The 18744-nt window shown below is 62.1% G+C and carries 18 protein-coding genes; 4 read left to right on the plus strand and 14 right to left on the minus strand.

Annotated elements, in window-relative coordinates:
• Positions 1–82: 82 nt before the first annotated feature.
• The 4 genes from JP75_RS11205 to JP75_RS11225 form a co-directional block, all read right to left on the minus strand.
• Positions 83–1279, minus strand: a complete 1197-nt coding sequence (locus JP75_RS11205) for an AAA family ATPase (protein ID WP_035082783.1) — start codon at positions 1277–1279, stop codon at positions 83–85.
• Positions 1269–1526: a hypothetical protein gene (locus JP75_RS11210; protein WP_035082785.1), complete on the minus strand. Its 258-nt coding sequence runs from the start codon at positions 1524–1526 to the stop codon at positions 1269–1271. The genes JP75_RS11205 and JP75_RS11210 overlap by 11 nt, the downstream gene beginning before the upstream one ends.
• Before the next feature lie 570 nt (positions 1527–2096).
• Positions 2097–3569, minus strand: coding sequence for a Si-specific NAD(P)(+) transhydrogenase (gene sthA / locus JP75_RS11220; protein WP_084587614.1), 1473 nt, complete (start codon positions 3567–3569; stop codon positions 2097–2099).
• A gap of 153 nt (positions 3570–3722) precedes the next feature.
• Complete coding sequence (locus tag JP75_RS11225) at positions 3723–4550, minus strand: prephenate dehydratase (protein ID WP_035082791.1); 828 nt, start codon at positions 4548–4550, stop codon at positions 3723–3725.
• A gap of 253 nt (positions 4551–4803) precedes the next feature.
• Between JP75_RS11225 and JP75_RS11230 the strand changes: the two genes are divergently transcribed.
• The 3 genes from JP75_RS11230 (at position 4804) to JP75_RS11240 (ending at position 7302) form a co-directional block, all read left to right on the plus strand.
• A complete protein-coding gene (locus JP75_RS11230) occupies positions 4804–5544 on the plus strand; it encodes a c-type cytochrome (RefSeq protein ID WP_084587615.1) in 741 nt (246 codons plus the stop codon).
• 74 nt (positions 5545–5618) lie between these two features.
• Entirely contained in the window at positions 5619–6557 is a 939-nt protein-coding gene (locus tag JP75_RS11235) for a 2-hydroxyacid dehydrogenase (RefSeq protein ID WP_035082793.1), read from the plus strand.
• A gap of 73 nt (positions 6558–6630) precedes the next feature.
• Positions 6631–7302 carry a YqaA family protein gene (locus tag JP75_RS11240; protein ID WP_084587616.1) on the plus strand — a complete coding sequence of 224 codons (672 nt, stop codon included), beginning with the start codon at positions 6631–6633 and terminating at the stop codon, positions 7300–7302.
• Positions 7303–7304: 2 nt separating this feature from the next.
• On the opposite strand, the gene JP75_RS11245 is transcribed toward JP75_RS11240, so the two are convergent.
• A complete protein-coding gene (locus tag JP75_RS11245; protein ID WP_035082795.1) occupies positions 7305–8231 on the minus strand; it encodes a bifunctional helix-turn-helix transcriptional regulator/GNAT family N-acetyltransferase in 927 nt (308 codons plus the stop codon).
• Positions 8232–8293: 62 nt separating this feature from the next.
• A complete protein-coding gene (locus tag JP75_RS11250) occupies positions 8294–9643 on the minus strand; it encodes a leucyl aminopeptidase family protein (protein ID WP_035082798.1) in 1350 nt (449 codons plus the stop codon).
• Between the two features lie 147 nt (positions 9644–9790).
• On the opposite strand from JP75_RS11250, the gene JP75_RS11255 reads away from it, so the two are divergent.
• Entirely contained in the window at positions 9791–10561 is a 771-nt protein-coding gene (locus JP75_RS11255; RefSeq protein WP_160194676.1) for a tetratricopeptide repeat protein, read from the plus strand.
• Between the two features lie 9 nt (positions 10562–10570).
• Here the strand turns inward: JP75_RS11255 and JP75_RS11260 are convergent, their stop codons facing one another.
• The 8 genes from JP75_RS11260 to JP75_RS11295 form a co-directional block, all read right to left on the minus strand.
• Positions 10571–11566, minus strand: a complete 996-nt coding sequence (locus JP75_RS11260) for a type II secretion system F family protein (protein WP_035082801.1) — start codon at positions 11564–11566, stop codon at positions 10571–10573.
• A gap of 18 nt (positions 11567–11584) precedes the next feature.
• Positions 11585–12562, minus strand: a complete 978-nt coding sequence (locus JP75_RS11265; RefSeq protein ID WP_035082803.1) for a type II secretion system F family protein — start codon at positions 12560–12562, stop codon at positions 11585–11587.
• Positions 12563–12564: 2 nt separating this feature from the next.
• Positions 12565–14064: a TadA family conjugal transfer-associated ATPase gene (locus JP75_RS11270; protein WP_035082806.1), complete on the minus strand. Its 1500-nt coding sequence runs from the start codon at positions 14062–14064 to the stop codon at positions 12565–12567.
• A gap of 41 nt (positions 14065–14105) precedes the next feature.
• The gene (locus tag JP75_RS11275; RefSeq protein WP_035082809.1) at positions 14106–15383 is read right to left on the minus strand and encodes a CpaE/TadZ family protein; all 1278 of its coding nucleotides are present in this window, start codon (positions 15381–15383) and stop codon (positions 14106–14108) included.
• A gap of 27 nt (positions 15384–15410) precedes the next feature.
• Positions 15411–16823 carry a type II and III secretion system protein family protein gene (locus JP75_RS11280; protein ID WP_084587618.1) on the minus strand — a complete coding sequence of 471 codons (1413 nt, stop codon included), beginning with the start codon at positions 16821–16823 and terminating at the stop codon, positions 15411–15413.
• 13 nt (positions 16824–16836) lie between these two features.
• Positions 16837–17778, minus strand: a complete 942-nt coding sequence (gene cpaB, locus JP75_RS11285; RefSeq protein WP_084587619.1) for a Flp pilus assembly protein CpaB — start codon at positions 17776–17778, stop codon at positions 16837–16839.
• 199 nt (positions 17779–17977) lie between these two features.
• Positions 17978–18478 carry an A24 family peptidase gene (locus tag JP75_RS11290; RefSeq protein WP_035082815.1) on the minus strand — a complete coding sequence of 167 codons (501 nt, stop codon included), beginning with the start codon at positions 18476–18478 and terminating at the stop codon, positions 17978–17980.
• Between the two features lie 4 nt (positions 18479–18482).
• On the minus strand, positions 18483–18692 hold the full coding sequence (locus JP75_RS11295) for a Flp family type IVb pilin (RefSeq protein WP_035082817.1): 210 nt from the start codon (positions 18690–18692) through the stop codon (positions 18483–18485).
• Between the last annotated feature and the right edge of the window lie 52 nt (positions 18693–18744).

An 18744-nucleotide genomic window follows, 5' to 3' on the forward strand; every position in this document is an offset into this window, starting at 1 on the left:
GTTGCGTTGTTACGGGGTTTGCCTAGTCCCGTCGTGAAAGTGTAACGTAACAAAAACATGTTCTGTTACGGGGTCTGTTACGTTACACTTGTTCTGTTGCGCTCCATGTTCCGTCGCCAGACACGACGATCAGCCCCTTCTCCAATAGCGACTTCTTGGACCTCGAAAAGCGCATACGGTGGTTGGCTGATGTGACATCACTAGCCTTGGCATCATCATATGCGGCACGCCATGCCTCTTCTGTTGAAGGCTCACCCAGACCCACAAGGGCGTCTAGGACGGGCTGCTCGGCTTTGGTCGCGATCTTTGGCATCGTCACCTTCTCTACCTTGGGAAGCGATTGTCTCTTGAGCTTGGCGGCAGTGTGTTCGTCGGCCGGCACCACGACGGGCGCCGTTGTCTCGCGGCCGGTCAGTTCATCGGTATGGACGACCCGGCTCTTGAGAGTGTAGGCAAACGCGGGCTTTTCGGCTTCTGGAGTGTCGTTGTCCTTCAAGACCGTGGCCAGCGAACCGTTCGCCTTCTTCTGGACGCGCACCGTCATGTCGAAAGCGGCCAGCAAGTTGCCGTGGCCCCGAAGCCGGCTATCGTCGCCGATCGGCGTATGATGGACCAGGGCGATATGAGCGCCGGTGAATCTCAGGGTTCGTTCCAGATGGCGCGCGACCTTGGCCGTCTCCTCGCCGCCGCTGTCCGAGCCGGAACCGAAGGTCCGCGCCAGAGTGTCGATGACGATCAAGTCGATGCTGTAGCCATCCTCGCCCGCGGGGTGCTCCACTGCGCAGCTTTCGTGTTCAACCATATCCACGATCTGGCTCAGTCGGTCACTCTCGTCGCCGACAAAATCCAGCGGGCCATTCCACACTGCAATCTTTAGCGGCTGCTGCAGGTCGTGCTCGTCGGTGAATGCCTCGATGCGCCGCTGGACCTGAGCCCCGCGTTCCAATGCAACGTAGAGCACCGACGACGGGCGCCAGTGCTCGGGATCTATCTCGCCGCTGGGGTAGCGGTGCGCAGGAACTCGAACGCCAGTCGGCCGCCCCATCCAAGGGATGCCACCGGCGACGTGACAGGCGATGCCAAGCGCCAATGCGCTCTTGGTCGCGCCCGGCTCGCCGAACCAGCAGGAGACCTCGCCTTTGGCCAGCAGACCGTCGATAACGAAATCCTTGGGCTTGATCGGCTCGAAGGTACGATGGAAGGCGAACTTGGCAGGCTTGCCGGTAAGGATGGGGAGCGCGTTGGTGTCGTGAGTGAAGTAGTCAACATCAAGCGGCATGTGCATGCTCCCCGAACGCGTCTAGGGCGAGCGCGGTAATCCGCTCGGCAAGAGCGGGGGAAAAGGTCGCCGCCAGATTCTTCCCGGCATATGGTGCAACTGATCGGAACCGGCCGTCACGCATGCGCAGCAGCGCGATCTTGTAGAGACGAACGTTGGAGCTAAGCTCAAGGTCAAAAAAGCCAAGGCACGTGTGCCCGGTCCGATGGCCGGAAGGGGCCATCAGATGCGTTTGGATAACGCGCATCCGTATCTCCTGATTACGCCATCAAGGGCGCGGGCAGTCGAGCACCGGCGTCGTGCCGGTGCGGGCAGTGGTGTGGTGGAGCGCCGCGCAGGCGCTCCTGGGGTTAGGTGCGTGTAGGCCCAATACGTTCGCCGCCGAGCTCAAGTTGCACCGCCGCGACCAGACGCGCCCGTGCATCCGGGTCTATCATTGCGGTTGGTGAGCCGCCCTTCGCGGCGGGCGAGTATATGGTCCAGCCACCGGTGGAAGTGCGTTTGAGCTGCCAATTGAAAAGGCGAATGCCCGGTGCGATCAGCACATCGAACATCGCGCCCGCGGCCGAGGGCCGAAGGTTAGAATATGCATAGGGGTTCCTATGGGGTGTGGTGGGGCGGAGCGCCCGAAGGCGCGTCGAAATCCTGTTGTCACGGTGGGACAGGAAACCGAAGAAGTGCAGTAAAATGCAGGACAGAAAACCGTCCCACTTCTCTCTAACTATTTGTTTTCGTTAGATTTACGTGTTCCGGCTCTGGGCACCATTTCCCCTCCCCGTACGAAAATCCAACGATTTTTCCGCATGTAGCGGGAGCTTTACGCCCCCGCCTTGCCCTTCTGCGCCTTGAGGCGAGCGGCTTCAAGGTCGGTCACTTCCGCCGTCGGGGCCGCAGTCTGACTGCGCGGCATGCGGTTCCAGGCGTCGAGCGCGGCGATCTTGTAGGCCTCGGCAAGTGTCGGATAATTAAAGGCATTCTCGACGAAATAGTCCAAAGTGCCGCCAAGGTTCAGCACCGCCTGACCGATATGGATCAGCTCGGTGGCGCCCTCGCCCACGATATGGACACCGAGGAGTTTGCGGGTGTCGAGCGCGAAGATCATCTTCATCATGCCCGACTGCAGGCCCATGATGTGGCCGCGCGAGGTTTCGCGGAAACGGGCAATGCCGGCTTCGTAGGGAATGTTCTGGGCTCTAACCTGCTGTTCCGTCAGGCCAACCGTCGAAATCTCCGGCACGGCGTAAATGCCATAGGGGAAGAATTCCGGCGCCGGCGGCATCTGCGCGCCACAAGCGTGCAGCGCGGCAATGCGTCCCTGCTCCATCGAGGTTGAGGCAAGCGAGGGCCAGCCAATGACGTCGCCAGCGGCATAAATGTTGCGCACTTCGGTCTGGAAAGTCACCGGGTCGACCTTCAGGCGACCGCGATCGACCGGCGTTATCCCGGCATTTTCGAGCCCCAGATTGGCCGTGGCGCCGGAACGGCCGGCTGCGTAGAGCAGCATATCAGTGCGGATGCGGCGGCCGTCGGCGAGGATGGATACGGCCCATCCCTGCTCGTCGATCTCGACTTTTTCGACCTTGGTGCCGAGCCGCAGGGTGACGCCGCGCTGGCGCAGATCGTGGGTGAATTCCTCGATGATTTCGCGGTCGATGAAATCGAGAATGCTGTCCTTGGGCTCGACAATGGTCACCGGCACGTCAAGCGCCGAGAAAATCGTGGCATATTCAATGCCGATGACCCCGGCACCCACCACCGTCAGGCTGCGCGGCACGCGCGGTTCGGAGACGAGGCTATCGCTGTCAAGCACCGAATGGTCATTGAATGGAATATTGGCCGGGCGATAGGGTGCAGTGCCAACCGCAATCACGGCATGGTCGAAACCGAAACGCGTCTCGTCGCCATCGGGGGCCACCACCGCGATGTGGTTTTGATCGAGAAAGCGCGCCATGCCGCCGAAAGTGCGCACGCCATTGCGATTGAACTGGTGTTCCAGAACCTCGATCTCGTGGTTGAGCGTCATCCGCAGGCGGGCGCCGAGGTCCTTGCCTTCGATGTCCTTCTTGACCCGATAGGAAAGGCCATAAAAGCCGCGCTCGCGCCAACCGGAGAGGTTAAGGACGGTTTCGCGCAGGGTCTTTGACGGGATGGTGCCGGTATGAACGGAGACGCCGCCGAGGCGCAGGCGGTTTTCCACCACCAGGACCGATTTACCCAGCTTTGCCGCCTGCACGGCGGCGCGGCGGCCTGCGGGACCAGAACCGATGACGATGAGATTGAAATGTTCCAACGAAAGGCCCCTGGATCGGACGCGTGCAGCCTAAGCCGCAGATATGACAACACGAATGCGGCAAATCTGACAGCACCGCGGAGGGCTGGCAGATATGCGCAGAGGGCACACTAGCCCACATGTGTTACCAATCGTTTCGGAGCCGGGAGCCTATCAACCCTGTTCAGAGGCTGGGTAGACGCCTAGTATACTGAACTGGTCGGTGAAGAACTTCAGCTCGTCAAAGGCATGCTGCACGCCGATATCGTCCGGGTGGCCTTCGATATCGGCATAGAACTGAGTGGCCGTGAAAGCGCCGCCGACCATATAGCTTTCGAGCTTGGTCATGTTGACGCCATTGGTGGCAAAGCCGCCCATGGCCTTGTAGAGCGCGGCCGGCACGTTGCGCACGCGGAAGATGAAGGTGGTCTTCACCTTGCCCTCTTGCGGGGCAAGTTTTTCCTTGGGCGAAAGCACCAGGAAGCGCGTCGTATTGTGATCGGCGTCCTCGATATTGCTGGCGAGAACATTGAGGCCATAGATTTCGCCGGCAAAGCGCGAGGCGATGGCGGCGACGGATTTGTCGGCCTTCTGGGCGACTTCACGAGCCGAGCCCGCCGTATCGACGGCATTGATGGTGCGGAAGCCGTTCTCGGAGATGAAGCGGCGGCACTGGCCGAGGGCGACGGACAGCGACTGCACCGCCTTGACGTCCTCCAGCGTTGCGCCCGGCACGCCGAGCAGGTTCATTTCGACGCGGAGATAGGTTTCGCCGATGATGAAGAGGCCGCTTTCCGGAAGTAGGTGGTGAATATCGGTAATGCGCCCATAGAGCGAGTTTTCGACCGGAACCACGGCAAAATCGGCCTTGCCGGACTGCACGGCATTGAGCGTTTCTTCGAAAGTTACGCAGCCCACGAACTCTTCGCCGGGAAACACATTGGCGGCCGCGGCATGGCTGAAGGCGCCGGGTTCACCTTGAAAGGCTATTTTCTTGCTCATGGGATGTCCGTTCATCTGGCTCAGCGGGCTTTAGTCCCGGGGCCGGAGGGTGTCAATCGGAGGTTGCCAAGGCTAAATTGGCATGACATTGGGGGAATTGTCGCATGGGGGGATTGCCCTGTTGCGCCTCGCGAGGCGTAATACTATCTTCCGCGCGCGTCGGACCGGGCTTGTTGAGGCAGGCTTTTCCTGAAAGCCAGTTGGGCTCGGTTCGTTCAATGTCCACCCGGGGATGGACCGGTAGAGAGACCAAATGGATTCGTTCGAGCTAAACAAGATCATGGGCGCCGTCCTTGGCACACTTATGTTTGTCATGGGCGTGGGCTTCCTGGCTGAGGCCATCTACCACCCAATCGAAGACCGCGGCCCGGGCTATGCCCTGCCCGAACTCGAAGTGGCTGAAGCCGGCGGCGCTGAAGAAGCTGCCCCGGAAGTTCCGCTTGGGGTTCTGCTCGCCAGCGCCAGTGCCGAACGCGGCGCCGCTGCCGTGCGCAAGTGCCAGTCCTGCCACAATTTTGGCGAAGGCGAACCCAACAAGCAGGGTCCGAACCTCTACCACATAGTGGGCTCGAGCGAAGCGCACCTCGATAATTTCGCCTATTCCGATGCGCTCCTGGCGCACAAGGCTGCCGGCGACACCTGGACCTATGAGAACCTCAATACGTTCCTGACCAATCCCAAGGCCTATGCCCCGGGCACCAAGATGACCTTTGCCGGCGTCCGTTCGCCCGAAGAGCGCGCCGACATCCTGGCCTATCTCCAGAGCCTGTCGCCCGATCCGGTGCCCTTCCCCGCCGCCGAGGCAGCCCCGGCCGAATCACCGGCTGAAGGCGAAGCCGCGCCCGCCGCCGAAGGCGCGGAACCCGCAGCACCCGCCGCCGCAACCGAAACGCCGACGACGACCGCGCCCGAAACAAATGTCGAGGGCACGCCGGCCGCCGGTGGCGAAGCCACCCAGGCTCCCGCCGCTGCGCCTGCGACCACCACGCACTGAGGCCTGTCCGGTTTCGATCCGAATGCATAAGCCGCGCCACAAGCGCGGCTTTTTTCTTGAAAGAGCCCGCTACCATGATGCTTCTGCACGTGACCGATGTCGACGAGGCCAGTTGGGCCGAATCCTTCCGCAAGACCCTGGCGCCCTATCCGGTGGTGCGGCGCGGCGATGATTTCGATCCCGCCGATGTGCGCTACATCTTCGTCTGGAAGCCGCAGGCGGACGCCTTTGACGGGCTGACCGGGCTCGAAGTCATCCTGTCGCGCGGGGCGGGCGTCGATGCCCTGTTGCAGCATCCGCGCCTCCCCGATGTGCCGATCGTGCGCTTTGTCGACGAGGATCTCAGCCAGCGCATGAGCGACTATGTCGTTGCCCATGTGACCATGCACCACCGGCAATATACCCGCTTCCACCGGGACCAGCAGGCGCGCCGCTGGAGCCAGTATTATCCGCCGGCGGCGAGCGAAACCACGGTTGGCATCATGGGCATGGGCGTTTTGGGGCAGGACGCGGTGCGTCGCCTCAAGCCGCTGGGCTTTTCGCTCCGTAGCTGGAGCCGCACGCCCAAAGCCATCGAGGGCATCGAGTGCTTTGCCGGCGACGAGGGTTTTGAACCGTTTCTTGGCGGCACCGACGTCCTGGTCAACCTGCTGCCCCTGACGCCAGACACAACGGGCATCCTCAACACCGATACGTTCTCGAAACTGCGGCGGGGCCATTTCGAGGGTGGGCCGGTGGTCATCAATGCCGCGCGGGGCGGACATCAGCGCGAGGCCGATATCGTCAAGGCGCTGACCGATGGCACGCTGGGCGCGGCCAGTCTCGATGTGTTCGAGACCGAGCCCCTGCCGCAGAGCAGCCCGCTCTGGGATATCGAAAACTGCTATATCACGCCGCATATCGCGGCGATATCAGACGAAAAGAGCGGCGTGCGCTACTTTACCGATATCGTCAGGGAGCATCAGGCGGGCAGACCGCTGATCAATGTTGTCGACAGGTCGCGCGGCTATTGACGGAAATTTCACTGGCCCGCTTCGAAAATCCCCCTAAACCTTGTCGCACAAGCGATTTCGTCACGGGGACTGCATGACCGAAACTGCACCGGTAGCCAAACTCGGCTTCTACGATCGGCTCAAGCTCGCCACAAAGCATCGTCTGGCCGAGCCCATTCTGGCCCTGTTGTGCTTCCTGGAAGCGATGATCATTCCGGTGTTTCCGGAAATCATGCTGGCGCCGATGATCATAGCCGACCGCATGCGGGCCTGGCGCCTTGCCGCGATCTGCACCGTGGCTTCGGTCACCGGGGGCCTTGCCGGCTACGCAATCGGCTATTTCCTCTTCGACAGCATCGGCAAGGGCATCATCGAATTCTATGGCGCCGCCAATGGCTTTGAATCGCTGCGCCAGAGTTTTAACGACAATGGCCCGCTGATGATCCTGATCGGCGCGCTCTCACCCATTCCCTACAAGGTGATTACCATCACCTCGGGTGTCGCCGGGCTCGATATCTGGACCTTTGTCATCTATGGCATTATCGGGCGCGGCCTCAGATATTTCGTGCCCTGCGGGCTCTTCTACTTCTTCGGGCCGCTGGCCGGCGAGTTCATCGAGAAGCACAAGAAATGGGCTGGCTGGGGCATGGTGGCCCTGGTCGTCATCGGCTTTGCCATGGCGCCGCTGCTGTTTCCCAAGGGCAATGCCAGCCTCGACCCAACGCCCAACCATGCCGAGATCGAGGACATCAATCCCGAGGGCTGAGCCTAAAGCTCCAGCACCCAATATTGCCCATTGAGATCGGCGCCAAAGGAGTGGTGCCGTTCTTCCTTGGCAAGGACGAAACCGGCCTTCTGATAGATCGAGCGGGCCGAGGCGAGGCAATCCTGCGTCCAGAGCATGATGCGCTTGTAGCCTGACGCCTTGGCGAAGGTGATGGCTTCGGCGACGAGTCTGGCGCCGATGCCGCGACCGCGGAACATGGGTTCGACATAGAGCATGCGCAATTGCGCGGTGCCCTCCTCTCCATCCTCGGCGGGCAGGACAAAGACCGAGCCGGCCACTTCGCCCTCGATTTCGGCGACCCATAGCTGCTTGCTTGGCGCGCTGGGCGCTGCTTCGAAGTCGGCATAGATACGGGTTATGAGCGTTTCGAATTCGCCATTCCAGCCCTGTTCGAGATGATAGAGCACGGCCTGGCGATGAATGAGCCAGCCAATCTCGCCGACGCGCGGCTGACGGAGGACGAGCGTTGCGTCCTCGGGTTCGGCGAGCAGCGCCGAAATGCGGCGCATGGCGCCGACGAGATCCCGCTGCTCGAATGGGGTCAGTGGATCAAGCAGGGTTTCGGCTGCCTTGGCGTCGCTCATGGCATTGAAGTGCTTTGCCACTTCGCGGCCCTCGCGCGTCAGCGCCAGCGGCACCGAACGCTTGTCGCCGGCGCGGGGCAGCACGGCGACAATATCCTGGCTGACGAGCTTACCGACCAGTCGGCTCAGTTGTGCCCGGTCCATGCCCAAGGTCTCGGCCACCATGGCGGATGTGGTCGTGCCGGCCTTGTCGAGTTCATAGATCACCCGCGCTTCCGAGAGGGTATGCAAGGTCTGATGCATACCCTCTTCGAGGAGGCCGATGATCCGGGTGTAGAAGCGATTGAAGGTGCGCACTTGCGCAATGTCGGCTGGTTCGGCCATGACAAGACTCCTGAATTCTTGATTTAATCAAGCATTCAGTTGTTAAAGTCAACTATTTCAATCTATGCGCCGAAACGCTGGCGAATGACCGAGAATAGGGCGCGAATGCCTTGGTCGGTAGCGCCCACCGGGCGGCCGGGCCGGGCTTCGGGGGCCCAGGCGAGAATGTCGAGGTGCACCCAGGCCTTGGCCTTGCCGACAAAGCGGCGCAGGAAGAGGGCAGCGATGACCGAGCCGGCATAGCCGCCCGCGCCGGTATTGTTCATGTCGGCGATTTTCGAGGAGAGCTGGCCATCGTAAGGCGACCAGAGCGGCATGGGCCAGAAGGGGTCTTCCACCGCGAGGCCGGCGGCGGTGATCTCGGCGGCCAGGGCATTGTCGGTCGAATAAAGCGGCGGCAATTCCGGGCCGAGCGCCACGCGGGCGGCGCCGGTCAGCGTTGCCATATCGACGATGAGATCGGGGCTTTCCTCGTCGGCGAGCGCGAGGGCATCGGCCAGGATCAGGCGGCCTTCGGCATCGGTATTGCCGATTTCGACGGTAATGCCGCGGCGCGAATGGAGCACGTCGCCGGGCCGGAAAGCATTGCCGGAAATGGCGTTTTCAACCACCGGCAGAAGAACGCGCAGGCGCACCGGCAGTTTTGCGGAGACGATAGCGTGGGCAAGCCCCAGAATATTGGCGCCGCCGCCCATATCCTTTTTCATCATCAGCATGCCGGCCGCGGTCTTGATGTCGAGCCCGCCGGTATCGAAGGTGACGCCCTTGCCCACCAAGGTCACCTTGGGATGGCTCTCATCGCCCCAGGTGAGATCGAGGAGGCGCGGCGCTTGTGCGCTGGCGCGGCCGACCGCGTGGATCATCGGGAAATTTTCGGCAAGGAGATCGTCGCCGACGATAGCCTTGAAATTCATCCCGCGCTCGGACGCGAAACGTTCGACCTCCTTGTGGAGGTTATCGGGACCGAGATCGCTCGAGGGCGTGTTGACGAGATCGCGCGCCAGCGTAGCTGCGGTGACGTGGCGGTCGACTTCCCCGGCATCGGCACCCTCGGGCAGGACCAGCGTCGGCACGGGCTTGGCTTCGCGATAGCGATCAAAGCGATAGGCGCCGAGGCGGAAGGCGATGGCGGCGAGGGTCGGATCGCCAAGCTCGCCTTCAAGACGATATTCGGCGGCGGGCAGCGCTGTAGCAGCGAGCCCAGCGACAAAGGCCGGACGACCTTCCGCAGCGCCGATGCCGAAGAGATAGCCGGCAAGGCCATCACCCTCGCCCGGCAGAGCCAGCAGCTTGCCCCGCTGGCCGGAAAAGCCGTTGGCTTCGGCCCAACCGCGCTGCCGCGCGGTCAGTTGGCCGCCATCGAGCCCCCCTTCGCCGACGAAAATGACGGGGATCGGGGATGGGGTGGACATGAGGCGGCTCCAGATTGGCTTTGCCTCATAACTAGACCTCTGCCCCTCGTTCGGCAATCGGCCAGAACCCCACTTTAACCGGCTGTTAGGGTTAATGATTTATTGCTGGAAGGGATGAGGGACACCGTCCCCGGCAGGAGTTCAGCCTTGTTGCGTGTCGTTTCCATGAGCCGTTCCATGCGCTGCCTGCTTCTGGCCGGCGTGGCGGCACTGAGCCTTTCGGCCTGCGCTTCCAATCGCGGGCAGCTCGGGGCGACCGACTATGCCGCCCTGCCCCAGGAACAGCGCCAGCAGACCCTGGCGGAACTGACCGGCCGCTACAAGGCCAATCCGCGCGACCGCAATGTCGTCATTCATTATGCCGCCGCCTTGCGCGCCGCGGGCCAGCCGCAGCAGGCCGCTGCCGCATTGGAACAGGCGATGGGCGCCTATCCCAATGATGTCGAACTCTCGGTCGCCTATGCCAAGGCGCTCGCCTCCATGGGCAGTTTCGATCAGTCCATTGCCGTGCTCGACCGGGCGATCCGACCCGATGCGCCAGACTGGAACGCATTGCTGGTCAAGGGCGCATCGCTCGACCAGATGGGCCGGCATGGCGAAGCGCGCGCGCTTTATGGCCAGGCGGCGACCATCGCGCCCGGCGAAGCGGGTATCGAGACCAATCTTGGCCTCTCCTATGCCATGACCAATGAGTTGCCCCTGGCCGAGCAGCACCTGCGCCGTGCCGTGCAAATGCGCGGTGCGACCACGCAGACCCGGCAGAATCTGGCGCTCGTCGTTGGTTTGCAGGGGCGTTTCGAAGAGTGCCGCGCGATCTATGCGGCGGAACTGCCGCCGGAACAGGTCGAATCCAACATGGCCTATGTGCGCGCCCTGCTCACCCAGCAGAACCGCTGGGACATGATCGACAAGGGTTGATCTCCTGGATCAACCGCCGCCCATCATGCCGTTGCTCATCACCTTGAGGATGGCGGGCGCCATGATGACGATGAACAGCACCGGCAGGAAGAACAGGATCAGCGGCACAGTCAGCTTTGGCGGCAGGGCGGCAGCCTTCTTTTCGGCTTCCATCATGCGCGCCTCGCGACCTTCCTCGGCCATGACGCGCAGCGCCTGACCCACGGACGTACCATAGCGGTCGGCCTGAATGAGAGCCGTCATCACCGCCTTGACGTTGTCGAGCCCCGTGCGGCGGCCGAGATTTTCATAGGCACGGGTGCGGTCTTCGAGGAAGGACAGTTCCGCCGTCGTCAGCGTCAGCTCTTCGGCCAGCTCGGCGCTTTGCTGGCCGATCTCCTTGCCGACGCGCTTGAGCGCGTGTTCCATCGACATGCCGGATTCAACGCAGAGCAGCAGCAGATCGAGGCAATCGGACCAGGAGCGACGGATGGAAGACTGCCGCTTCTGCGTGGCATTCTTGAGCATCAGGACAGGGAAATAGGACCCGATGAGCCCGGCGCCGATGGCGTAGACGAGATTGAGGAAAACGGGCCGGTCGCCAGGAATGAGGAAGACCAGGTAGACCGCGGCAATGGCAAAGACCACGAAAGGCGTCGCAAAGCGCTGGAAGAGGAACGTCGTCAGGTGCCCCTGGCCGCGATAACCGGCCATAGCCAGCTTGTCGACGGTGCTGTCGTCCTGAAAGGCCTTTTTGAGGTCGAAGCGATCGACCGCCCGCTTCATATAGGTCTTGGTCTCGGTGCCGCGGCGGATCGAACTGCGTCCGTCGGCGGCCGGACCACCACGCAGGCGCGACATCTCTTCGGCCCGCATGCGATCACGCTCGACGGCGACGCGCTTGATGCGGACGCGCATGTCCTGCTTGACGATCATCGAGGAGCCGAAGGTGAAAACCACCGCCGCCGCAGAAATCGCCGCCAGGATCGCGATGAGGAATTCGCGCGATGTGAGCATCTCGACCATGTGATGGAGCTCCCCGGGCTAGATTTCGAATTGAATCATGCGGTTCATGACGAAGGCGCCCATGCACATCATGAGGGCCGCCACGCCGAGCCAGATATTGCCGATGGGCGTCGAAATCAGTGGCGAGAGATATTCGGGCGAGATCACCGACACCATGATGGCAACGAAAACCGGCAGCGAGCCGATGATGCCGGCGGAAGCCTTGGCTTCCGAGGACATGGCGGCGACCTTCTGCTTCATCTTCTTGCGGTTGCGCAGCACGCGCGCGAGGTTACCCAGCGCCTCGGAGAGATTGCCGCCGGCCTGCTGCTGCACGGAAATGACCACGACGAAGAAATTGACCTCGGGCAGCGGCACGCGATCGAGCAGGATCTGCACGGACTCGGTCATGGAAAAGCCGAAGGACTGCTGATCGAGCACGCGGCCGAATTCGGATTTCACCGGTTCCTTGGTGTCCTTGGCGACGACGCGCATGGAATCGTTGAGCGGCAGGCCGGTCTTGACGCCGCGCACGATGGCTTCGACGGCATTGGGCAGCTCGTCGAGGAACTGGTTCTGGTACTTCTTGCGCCGCCGCTTCACATACATGCGCGGCAGCAGATAGGCGCCCGCCACGGCAAAGATGGCGGCAAAATAATAGGGGACCTGCGTGACCAGCAGCACGACAAACAGAAGGCCGCCGAAAATGCAGCTATTGCGGATGAAGGCGCCCGGCGAAATCGTCATGCCGGCCTGAAAGATGAGGTCGGGCAGCGTCACGCGCTTTCTTGCATTGATCTCGTCGGTCTGAGCTTTTAGCGCCTGCTGAACGGTCTTGCGGCGCGCATCGCGCGTGCGGTTGACGTCCATTTCGCGGCGCGTCGTGCGAATGTCGCCCTGATAGGCCTTGAGGCGCTTGTCGGCGCGGCTATTGCCCAGGGCCGAAGGGACCAGGGCGAAACCGGCAGCACCGACGGCGATAACGGCCAGGACAGCGAGCAGGATGGTGATGAGCATATCTAGCGCCCCATCAGCTCGTGCTGTTCGGTATTGGCCTTTTCCAGCGCTTCGACCAGATTGGCCTCTTCGTTGAAATAGCGGGCCCGCTCGGTGAAATTGGGCTTGGTGATGCCGGTCGAGCGGTGCTTGCCGAGCAGCATGCCGTTCGCATCTTCGCCCATGATGTCGTAGACGAAGACGTCCTGGGTGACGATGACGTCGCCTTCCATGCCCAGCACTTCGGAAATGTGGGTGATGCGGCGCGAACCATCGCGCAGGCGCGCGGCCTGCACGATGACGTCGATCGAGGAGACGATCATTTCGCGGATGGTGCGGCTCGGCAGGGAATAGCCGCCCATGGTGATCATGGATTCGAGACGGCTGAGGGCTTCGCGTGGGCTATTGGCGTGCAGCGTGCCCATGGAACCGTCGTGGCCCGTATTCATGGCCTGGAGAAGGTCAAAGCTCTCCGGGCCGCGGACTTCGCCGACGATGATGCGTTCGGGACGCATACGCAGGCAATTCTTGATGAGATCGCGCATGGTGATCTCGCCTTCGCCTTCCAGGTTCGGCGGGCGGGTTTCAAGGCGCACCACATGCGGCTGCTGGAGCTGAAGTTCGGCGGAGTCTTCGCAGGTGATGACGCGCTCGTCCTTCTCGATGAAGGCGGTGAGGCAATTGAGCAGCGTGGTCTTGCCCGAGCCAGTACCGCCCGAGATCAGCACATTGGCGCGCACACGGCCGAGAATGCGCAGCACCTCGGCGCCTTCGGGCGAGATGGAACCGTATTTGACGAGCTGCTGCAGGGTCAGCTTGTCTTTCTTGAATTTACGGATGGTGAGGGCCGCGCCATCGATGGCGAGCGGCGGGGCGATGACATTGACGCGCGAACCATCGGGAAGGCGGGCGTCGCAGATGGGCGAGCCTTCGTCGACGCGGCGACCAACCTGGGACACGATGCGCTGGCAGACATTCATCAGATGCGCGTCGTCGCGGAAGCGCACATTGGTGAGACGCACCTTGCCGCCGACTTCGATGTAGCACTTCTGGCTACCGTTCACCATGATATCGGCGATGTCGTCGCGGGCCAGGAGCGGTTCGAGCGGGCCATAGCCGAGCACGTCGTTACAGATGTCCTCAAGCAGGTCTTCCTGCTCGGAAATCGACATGACGATCGACTTGAGCGCGATGATTTCCCCGACGATGTCGCGGATTTCCTCGCGCGCCGACTGCTGCTCCATCGTCGCCAATTGGCTGAGATCAATGGAATCGATCAGGGCGTTGAAGATGGCCGACTTGGTCTGGAAATATTCCTTGTCGCGCTGTGCATCGACGGGATTGCGCACATCGAGCACTTCGTCGGTGGTGCGCTGGCGCGCGCCCATGCCATCGCTGTCCGAAGCCCGGCGCTGCACCGGCTGGGCTTGTGCAGGCTCGGGCCGGGCCGCGCTCGGAATCGGCCGTGGGACTTCGCCCACGCCTGGCGTATTGCCGCCGAATGTCGTCCGCTTACCAAACATGCTCGCCTCGTTCGTCTTCCTTCCTGTCCTCTAAAGCCGGCTTATGCCCGCTTCTTGAGGAAGGACGGCAGTTTCATCAGCCCCGCCGGCTTGCCGGCACCATGCGACGGCTGGCGTCCGGTCACCTGCATGCCGATACTGCGGTAGACCTCATTGACCTTATTGTTGGCCGCGACCTCCGCCACCATCTGCCCGTTATTGGCCGCAGTGCCGAAAAGCGCAGCGTCGAAGCCGATCTGTCCGATAAGGTTGCACTCGACCGACGAGGCAAATTCCGCGGCGCCGATTTCGGGACGGCGGGCCACGCCCTGGCGGTTGATCACTAGGCTCGGCGCCTTTTCGGTCGGCCGCAGGGCCTTGATCGTGTCGGCCAGGTTCTTGGCATTGCGCAGATTGGCAAGGTCGGGCTCGGCGACGATCACCACCTCATCGATGGTCGAGAGCGTGTGCCGCACCCAGGCATTCCAGGCGTGCGGAATGTCGAGGATGATCACCGGCACCGACTTCTGGCAGATTTCGACGATCTGCTCGAACTCGCGCTCTTCGAAATCCCAGGTACGGTCCAGCATGGCCGGGGCGGTAAGCAGGTTGATGTGATTGGCCGCCTTGCTCATCAGGCGATCGAGCATGGTCTGATCGACCTTCTGATTGGCCAGCAGCGCATCGGCCACGCCATGAGGCGGGTCCTGGTTGAAATTGAGGCCAGCCGTGCCGAAGGCGAGATCCATGTCGATGATCAGGCAATCCTGCCGTAGCACCGTGGCAATAGACCAGGCGACATTGTGGGCGACGGTGGAGCCGCCGGCCCCGCCCTTGGCGGAGACAAAGCCAATCGTGCGGCCGATGGGTGCGGCGCCCTCGCCGGCAAAAAGCTCGGTAATGGCGGTGACGATGATCTGCGCGGTGGACGGTAGCACGATATATTCGGAAATGCCCGAGCGGATCAGCTCGCGATAGAGCAGCACGTCATTGACGTGGCCGAGCACGATGACGCGCGTCGTCGCATCGCAAACCTCGGCCAGGCGCTCCAGCGCTCCCGGGATTTCCTCGGGCGGCAGCGAGGTTTCGACGATGATGAGATTGGGCGTGGGATTGGTCTTGTAGGTTTCGACCGCACCATCGATGCCGCCATTATGCGTCGTCAACGCCACCTTGGACATGCGCCGGTCATGCACCGCGCTTTCGACGAGTTGCGCGGTCTGGGAATGTTCGCAAAAGGCCTGGATGGTGACGCGCGGCACAAGGCGCGCGCCGGGCGCGATCTCTGCTGCCGGCTCTTCCTGCTTTGCCGGTTCATCCGAGGTCAGGAAACTCTTCATTGTACTACTCCTTGCACCATCGAACGCTCAGTCGAGCACGAAACCGACCGACCCGCTGAACCCGCCCCGCATGCCGCTACTGCCGGCGACGCCATATTGATTTTCGAGCTTGCCGAGGAAGATCGCTTCCGCATCGCTTGCCGGGGTCGAAAAGTCGGTCGGCACGGCGATAGTGCCGGCGGGAACGGGATTGACGAGATAGGGCGTGACCAGGATGACCAGTTCGGTTTCCTCGGTCTGGAAGTCGCGAGACCGGAAGAGAGCCCCCAGGATCGGGATGTCGCCGAGCCAGGGGAACTGGTTGATCTGCTGGGACGAACGCTCCTGCAGCAGCCCGCCGATAGCCAGCGTCATGCCGCTCGGGACTTCGACCGAAGTATTGGCCTGGCGCTTGGTGATCGACAGGTCGGCCTGCGGTTCCGACACGGAGGTGTCCACGGTCAGGGCGATTGCACCGTTCGACTTGACGACCGGGGTGAAGGCAAGCTCGACGCCATAGGGCTTGAACAAAACCGTACGGGTTTTGCTGCCGTCATCGTCTTCGTCATAGGTGTAATAGGGCAATTCGCCGCCGGCGAGGAACTTGGCCGCCTGGCCCGAGATCGCGGTCAACGTGGGCTGTGCGAGGACGCGCAGCGCCCCGCGCCCTTCGAGCGCCCGAATGGCGGCGCTGACCTGGTTGCCATTGGCGCCGAAAGACGCGTCGATACCGTCGGTCGGGAAAGCATCGGTCAAGAGGCCATTGGCAAAGCTCAGCAGATTCGTGGTGCCGACATTGACGATGGCGCCGAAATTGATGCCGAACTGCTTGGCCACGTCACGCTTCACTTCCGAGACGGTGACCTGCAGCATGACCTGCTGGGCGCCGGCCACGTCGAGAATGTTGGCGACGTTTTCTGGCGAGCCGGCAAACTGGACGGCGACCTGCCCGGCCCGATCCTTGTCGTCCGAAGACAGAACCGTGCCCGTCAGAACCACACGATTGGTCGAGTCCCCGATGGTGACCGATTCAACCGCGATCCGCGAACCCGGAATGACGCGCGCCAGTGCCTCTTCGAGCGCATTGCCGACCTGGGACGGCTCCTTGATGACGCGCAGGTCCAGCACCTGGATGGTGCGGCCGGCATCGTCGATGAAGAAGATATTGGTATTGCCGCCACCGATCCCCTGCACGATGGCGCGGGTACGGGTGCGCATGATGGCCGCAGCGACATTGGGCTGGGACACCACGACCTCAGCGACGCCGGCCGGCAGGTCGACGATGATCGACTTGTTGAGCTCGATATCGAGATTGCGCTGGGCGCCATAGGCGGTCGATGCGACCGTAATCTGCGATTGGGCAAGGGCCGGCAAGGCCAGCCCGAGGGTTGCCAACGATAGCGTGCCGGCCAGGGCCAGCAAGCGGAGGGGGCGAAATGCCGTCTGCATTGTCGTTGTCATTCTGCTCTCCCGCCTATTGCGGCATCAACTGCGGTTCGACCGCGTCGACCTGGATTTCCATTTCGTCTTCGGAGAAACCGCCTTCGGGGACGAACTCATTGACCGGCGTGAATTCCGTACCGGAGCCTGTCTGGGCCACCGCGCCGGCCATCACGCTCTGCTCCTTGCCGAAGCGGATGACACGAACGGCCTGGCTGGTGCTGGCAGGACGCTGCGCATCGGCGCCCTTGCCGAAATCGGTGATCGAACGCAGCGTCAGGCTCAACTGGCCGCGCATGGAAGCGTTGATCAGCGTTTCCGCCTGCCCCGGCGTCAGTTCGAGCGTTGCCACGGTGCTCTTGTCGAAGGTCTCGGGTGTGGGGCTGTCGCTCTCGGCTTTCTCGTCGCCACCGCTCACACCCATTTCGCCGAGGCGCTTGCCGATGGCGAGGACGCGCACATTGGACAGCACGACCTCGGACTGCTGGCCCGTCGGCGTGGATGTGGTCAGGAGCACGTCGACATGGTCGTTGGGAACAACGAAGCCGCCAGCACTCGAGAGGGCATTGACCCCCACTGCCACGCCGCGCATGCCCGAAGCCAGCACAGCCGAAAGATAGCCCTGATCTGACCGGACGAGCTTTTGTTCGCGGATCGGCTCGCCGGGAAAGAATTCAAAGCGGGCAACGGCGCCGGTGAGTTCCGCGGGCGCGTCCGGCATGGCCGAGATGGTGACATATTCCGGACGCACGGCCCCTTCGGGCCAATCCTGCCATTCCAGTGTCTCGGGCTTGAGCCGCTCACCGATGCCGATCGGCGCCTTGGCGACGAGCACTTGCGTCTTCTGCTCTTGCACGACCTGGGTGACGACTTCGGCGGATGGCGCCGGCGCACGGCCCATGCGCATAACCAGGAATGCGGCGAGGCCACCTGCGACCAGGGCCACTACTACCAGGATTATGCGTGCTGGTCTCATGACCCACTCCGGCTCTACCGGGCGCTCGCGCCCAATTCCACGGGTGAACTATGAAAGCAAAGGGTCAAGGTTTGGTTAATCGGGCGCTAAGGCTTGCGGTTAACAGTTTATGAATACTTGCGATTTGCGAGGCCGCGACAAAAAACAAGGCCCCGGCGGAAAGTGCCGAGGCCTCGATATTTCGTAAGAATGAGACGGATCAGGCCGCAAGGCGCTCGAAAATGGCAGAGTTCGAATAGACCGTGATGCCGGCGACGGCCAAGGCGATGCCATAGGGGATGCCGGAGCGCTTGTTGTGCAGGCGCGCTACCCAACCGAAACGGGCGAGTGCGGGATTGAGCGGGATACCGCGCACCACCAGGATCAGGATGGTCAGCACGCCGCCGAACAGGGCGGCATAGGCGAGGTAAGGCAATGTCATGCCAAAACCCAGCCAGAGGGTCGTGGCCGCAGCGAGCTTGGCGTCGCCGCCGCCGATAAGGCGCAGCGCAAAGAGGCCAAAGGCGACTGCGAGCACGATGAGCGCACAAAGCACATGCATGGCGAATTGCTGCAGCGGCAGATTTATCGCGATGGCGACGATGAAGAAGGCAACGGTGAGGAGCAGCACCAGCTTGTTGGAAATGCGCATGGTGAAGAGATCGGACGACGCCGCGATCGCCATGGCAACAGGGAAGAAGAAAAGGGCAATAGTACTCATCGGATCACTCTTCGTCCGGCATCGGGGTGCCATTGAGCGCTGGCACGATATAGCTTTGGATAGTTTGGTAAACCTCGGTCAGGCTGCCGTTAATGGTGCCAACGGCGCCGATTATGACAATGGAAAGCAATGAGGCGATAAGAGCATACTCTATTGCCGTCGCCCCTGAGCGATCGGCAATAAATGTTCTCAGTAAGCTCTTCAACTGCGACATGCCTTTTGTCCCGCTCTTAACGCCCTGAGATTGCCATCGATAAGTTAAGCAA

The organism is Devosia riboflavina, from assembly GCF_000743575.1.
Lineage (GTDB): Bacteria > Pseudomonadota > Alphaproteobacteria > Rhizobiales > Devosiaceae > Devosia > Devosia riboflavina.

Coding starts and splice junctions, on each gene's coding strand:
- cpaB (WP_084587619.1), bottom strand. CDS start 17,778: ATGAGACCAGCACGCATAATCCTGGTAGTAGTGGCCCTGGTCGCAGGT.
- JP75_RS11250 (WP_035082798.1), bottom strand. CDS start 9,643: ATGTCCACCCCATCCCCGATCCCCGTCATTTTCGTCGGCGAAGGGGGG.
- JP75_RS11280 (WP_084587618.1), bottom strand. CDS start 16,823: ATGACAACGACAATGCAGACGGCATTTCGCCCCCTCCGCTTGCTGGCC.
- JP75_RS11270 (WP_035082806.1), bottom strand. CDS start 14,064: ATGTTTGGTAAGCGGACGACATTCGGCGGCAATACGCCAGGCGTGGGC.
- JP75_RS11265 (WP_035082803.1), bottom strand. CDS start 12,562: ATGCTCATCACCATCCTGCTCGCTGTCCTGGCCGTTATCGCCGTCGGT.
- JP75_RS11290 (WP_035082815.1), bottom strand. CDS start 18,478: ATGAGTACTATTGCCCTTTTCTTCTTCCCTGTTGCCATGGCGATCGCG.
- JP75_RS11240 (WP_084587616.1), top strand. CDS start 6,631: ATGACCGAAACTGCACCGGTAGCCAAACTCGGCTTCTACGATCGGCTC.
- JP75_RS11275 (WP_035082809.1), bottom strand. CDS start 15,383: ATGAAGAGTTTCCTGACCTCGGATGAACCGGCAAAGCAGGAAGAGCCG.
- JP75_RS11245 (WP_035082795.1), bottom strand. CDS start 8,231: ATGGCCGAACCAGCCGACATTGCGCAAGTGCGCACCTTCAATCGCTTC.
- JP75_RS11295 (WP_035082817.1), bottom strand. CDS start 18,692: ATGTCGCAGTTGAAGAGCTTACTGAGAACATTTATTGCCGATCGCTCA.
- JP75_RS11210 (WP_035082785.1), bottom strand. CDS start 1,526: ATGCGCGTTATCCAAACGCATCTGATGGCCCCTTCCGGCCATCGGACC.
- JP75_RS11235 (WP_035082793.1), top strand. CDS start 5,619: ATGATGCTTCTGCACGTGACCGATGTCGACGAGGCCAGTTGGGCCGAA.
- JP75_RS11260 (WP_035082801.1), bottom strand. CDS start 11,566: ATGGTCGAGATGCTCACATCGCGCGAATTCCTCATCGCGATCCTGGCG.
- JP75_RS11230 (WP_084587615.1), top strand. CDS start 4,804: ATGGATTCGTTCGAGCTAAACAAGATCATGGGCGCCGTCCTTGGCACA.
- JP75_RS11205 (WP_035082783.1), bottom strand. CDS start 1,279: ATGCCGCTTGATGTTGACTACTTCACTCACGACACCAACGCGCTCCCC.
- JP75_RS11225 (WP_035082791.1), bottom strand. CDS start 4,550: ATGAGCAAGAAAATAGCCTTTCAAGGTGAACCCGGCGCCTTCAGCCAT.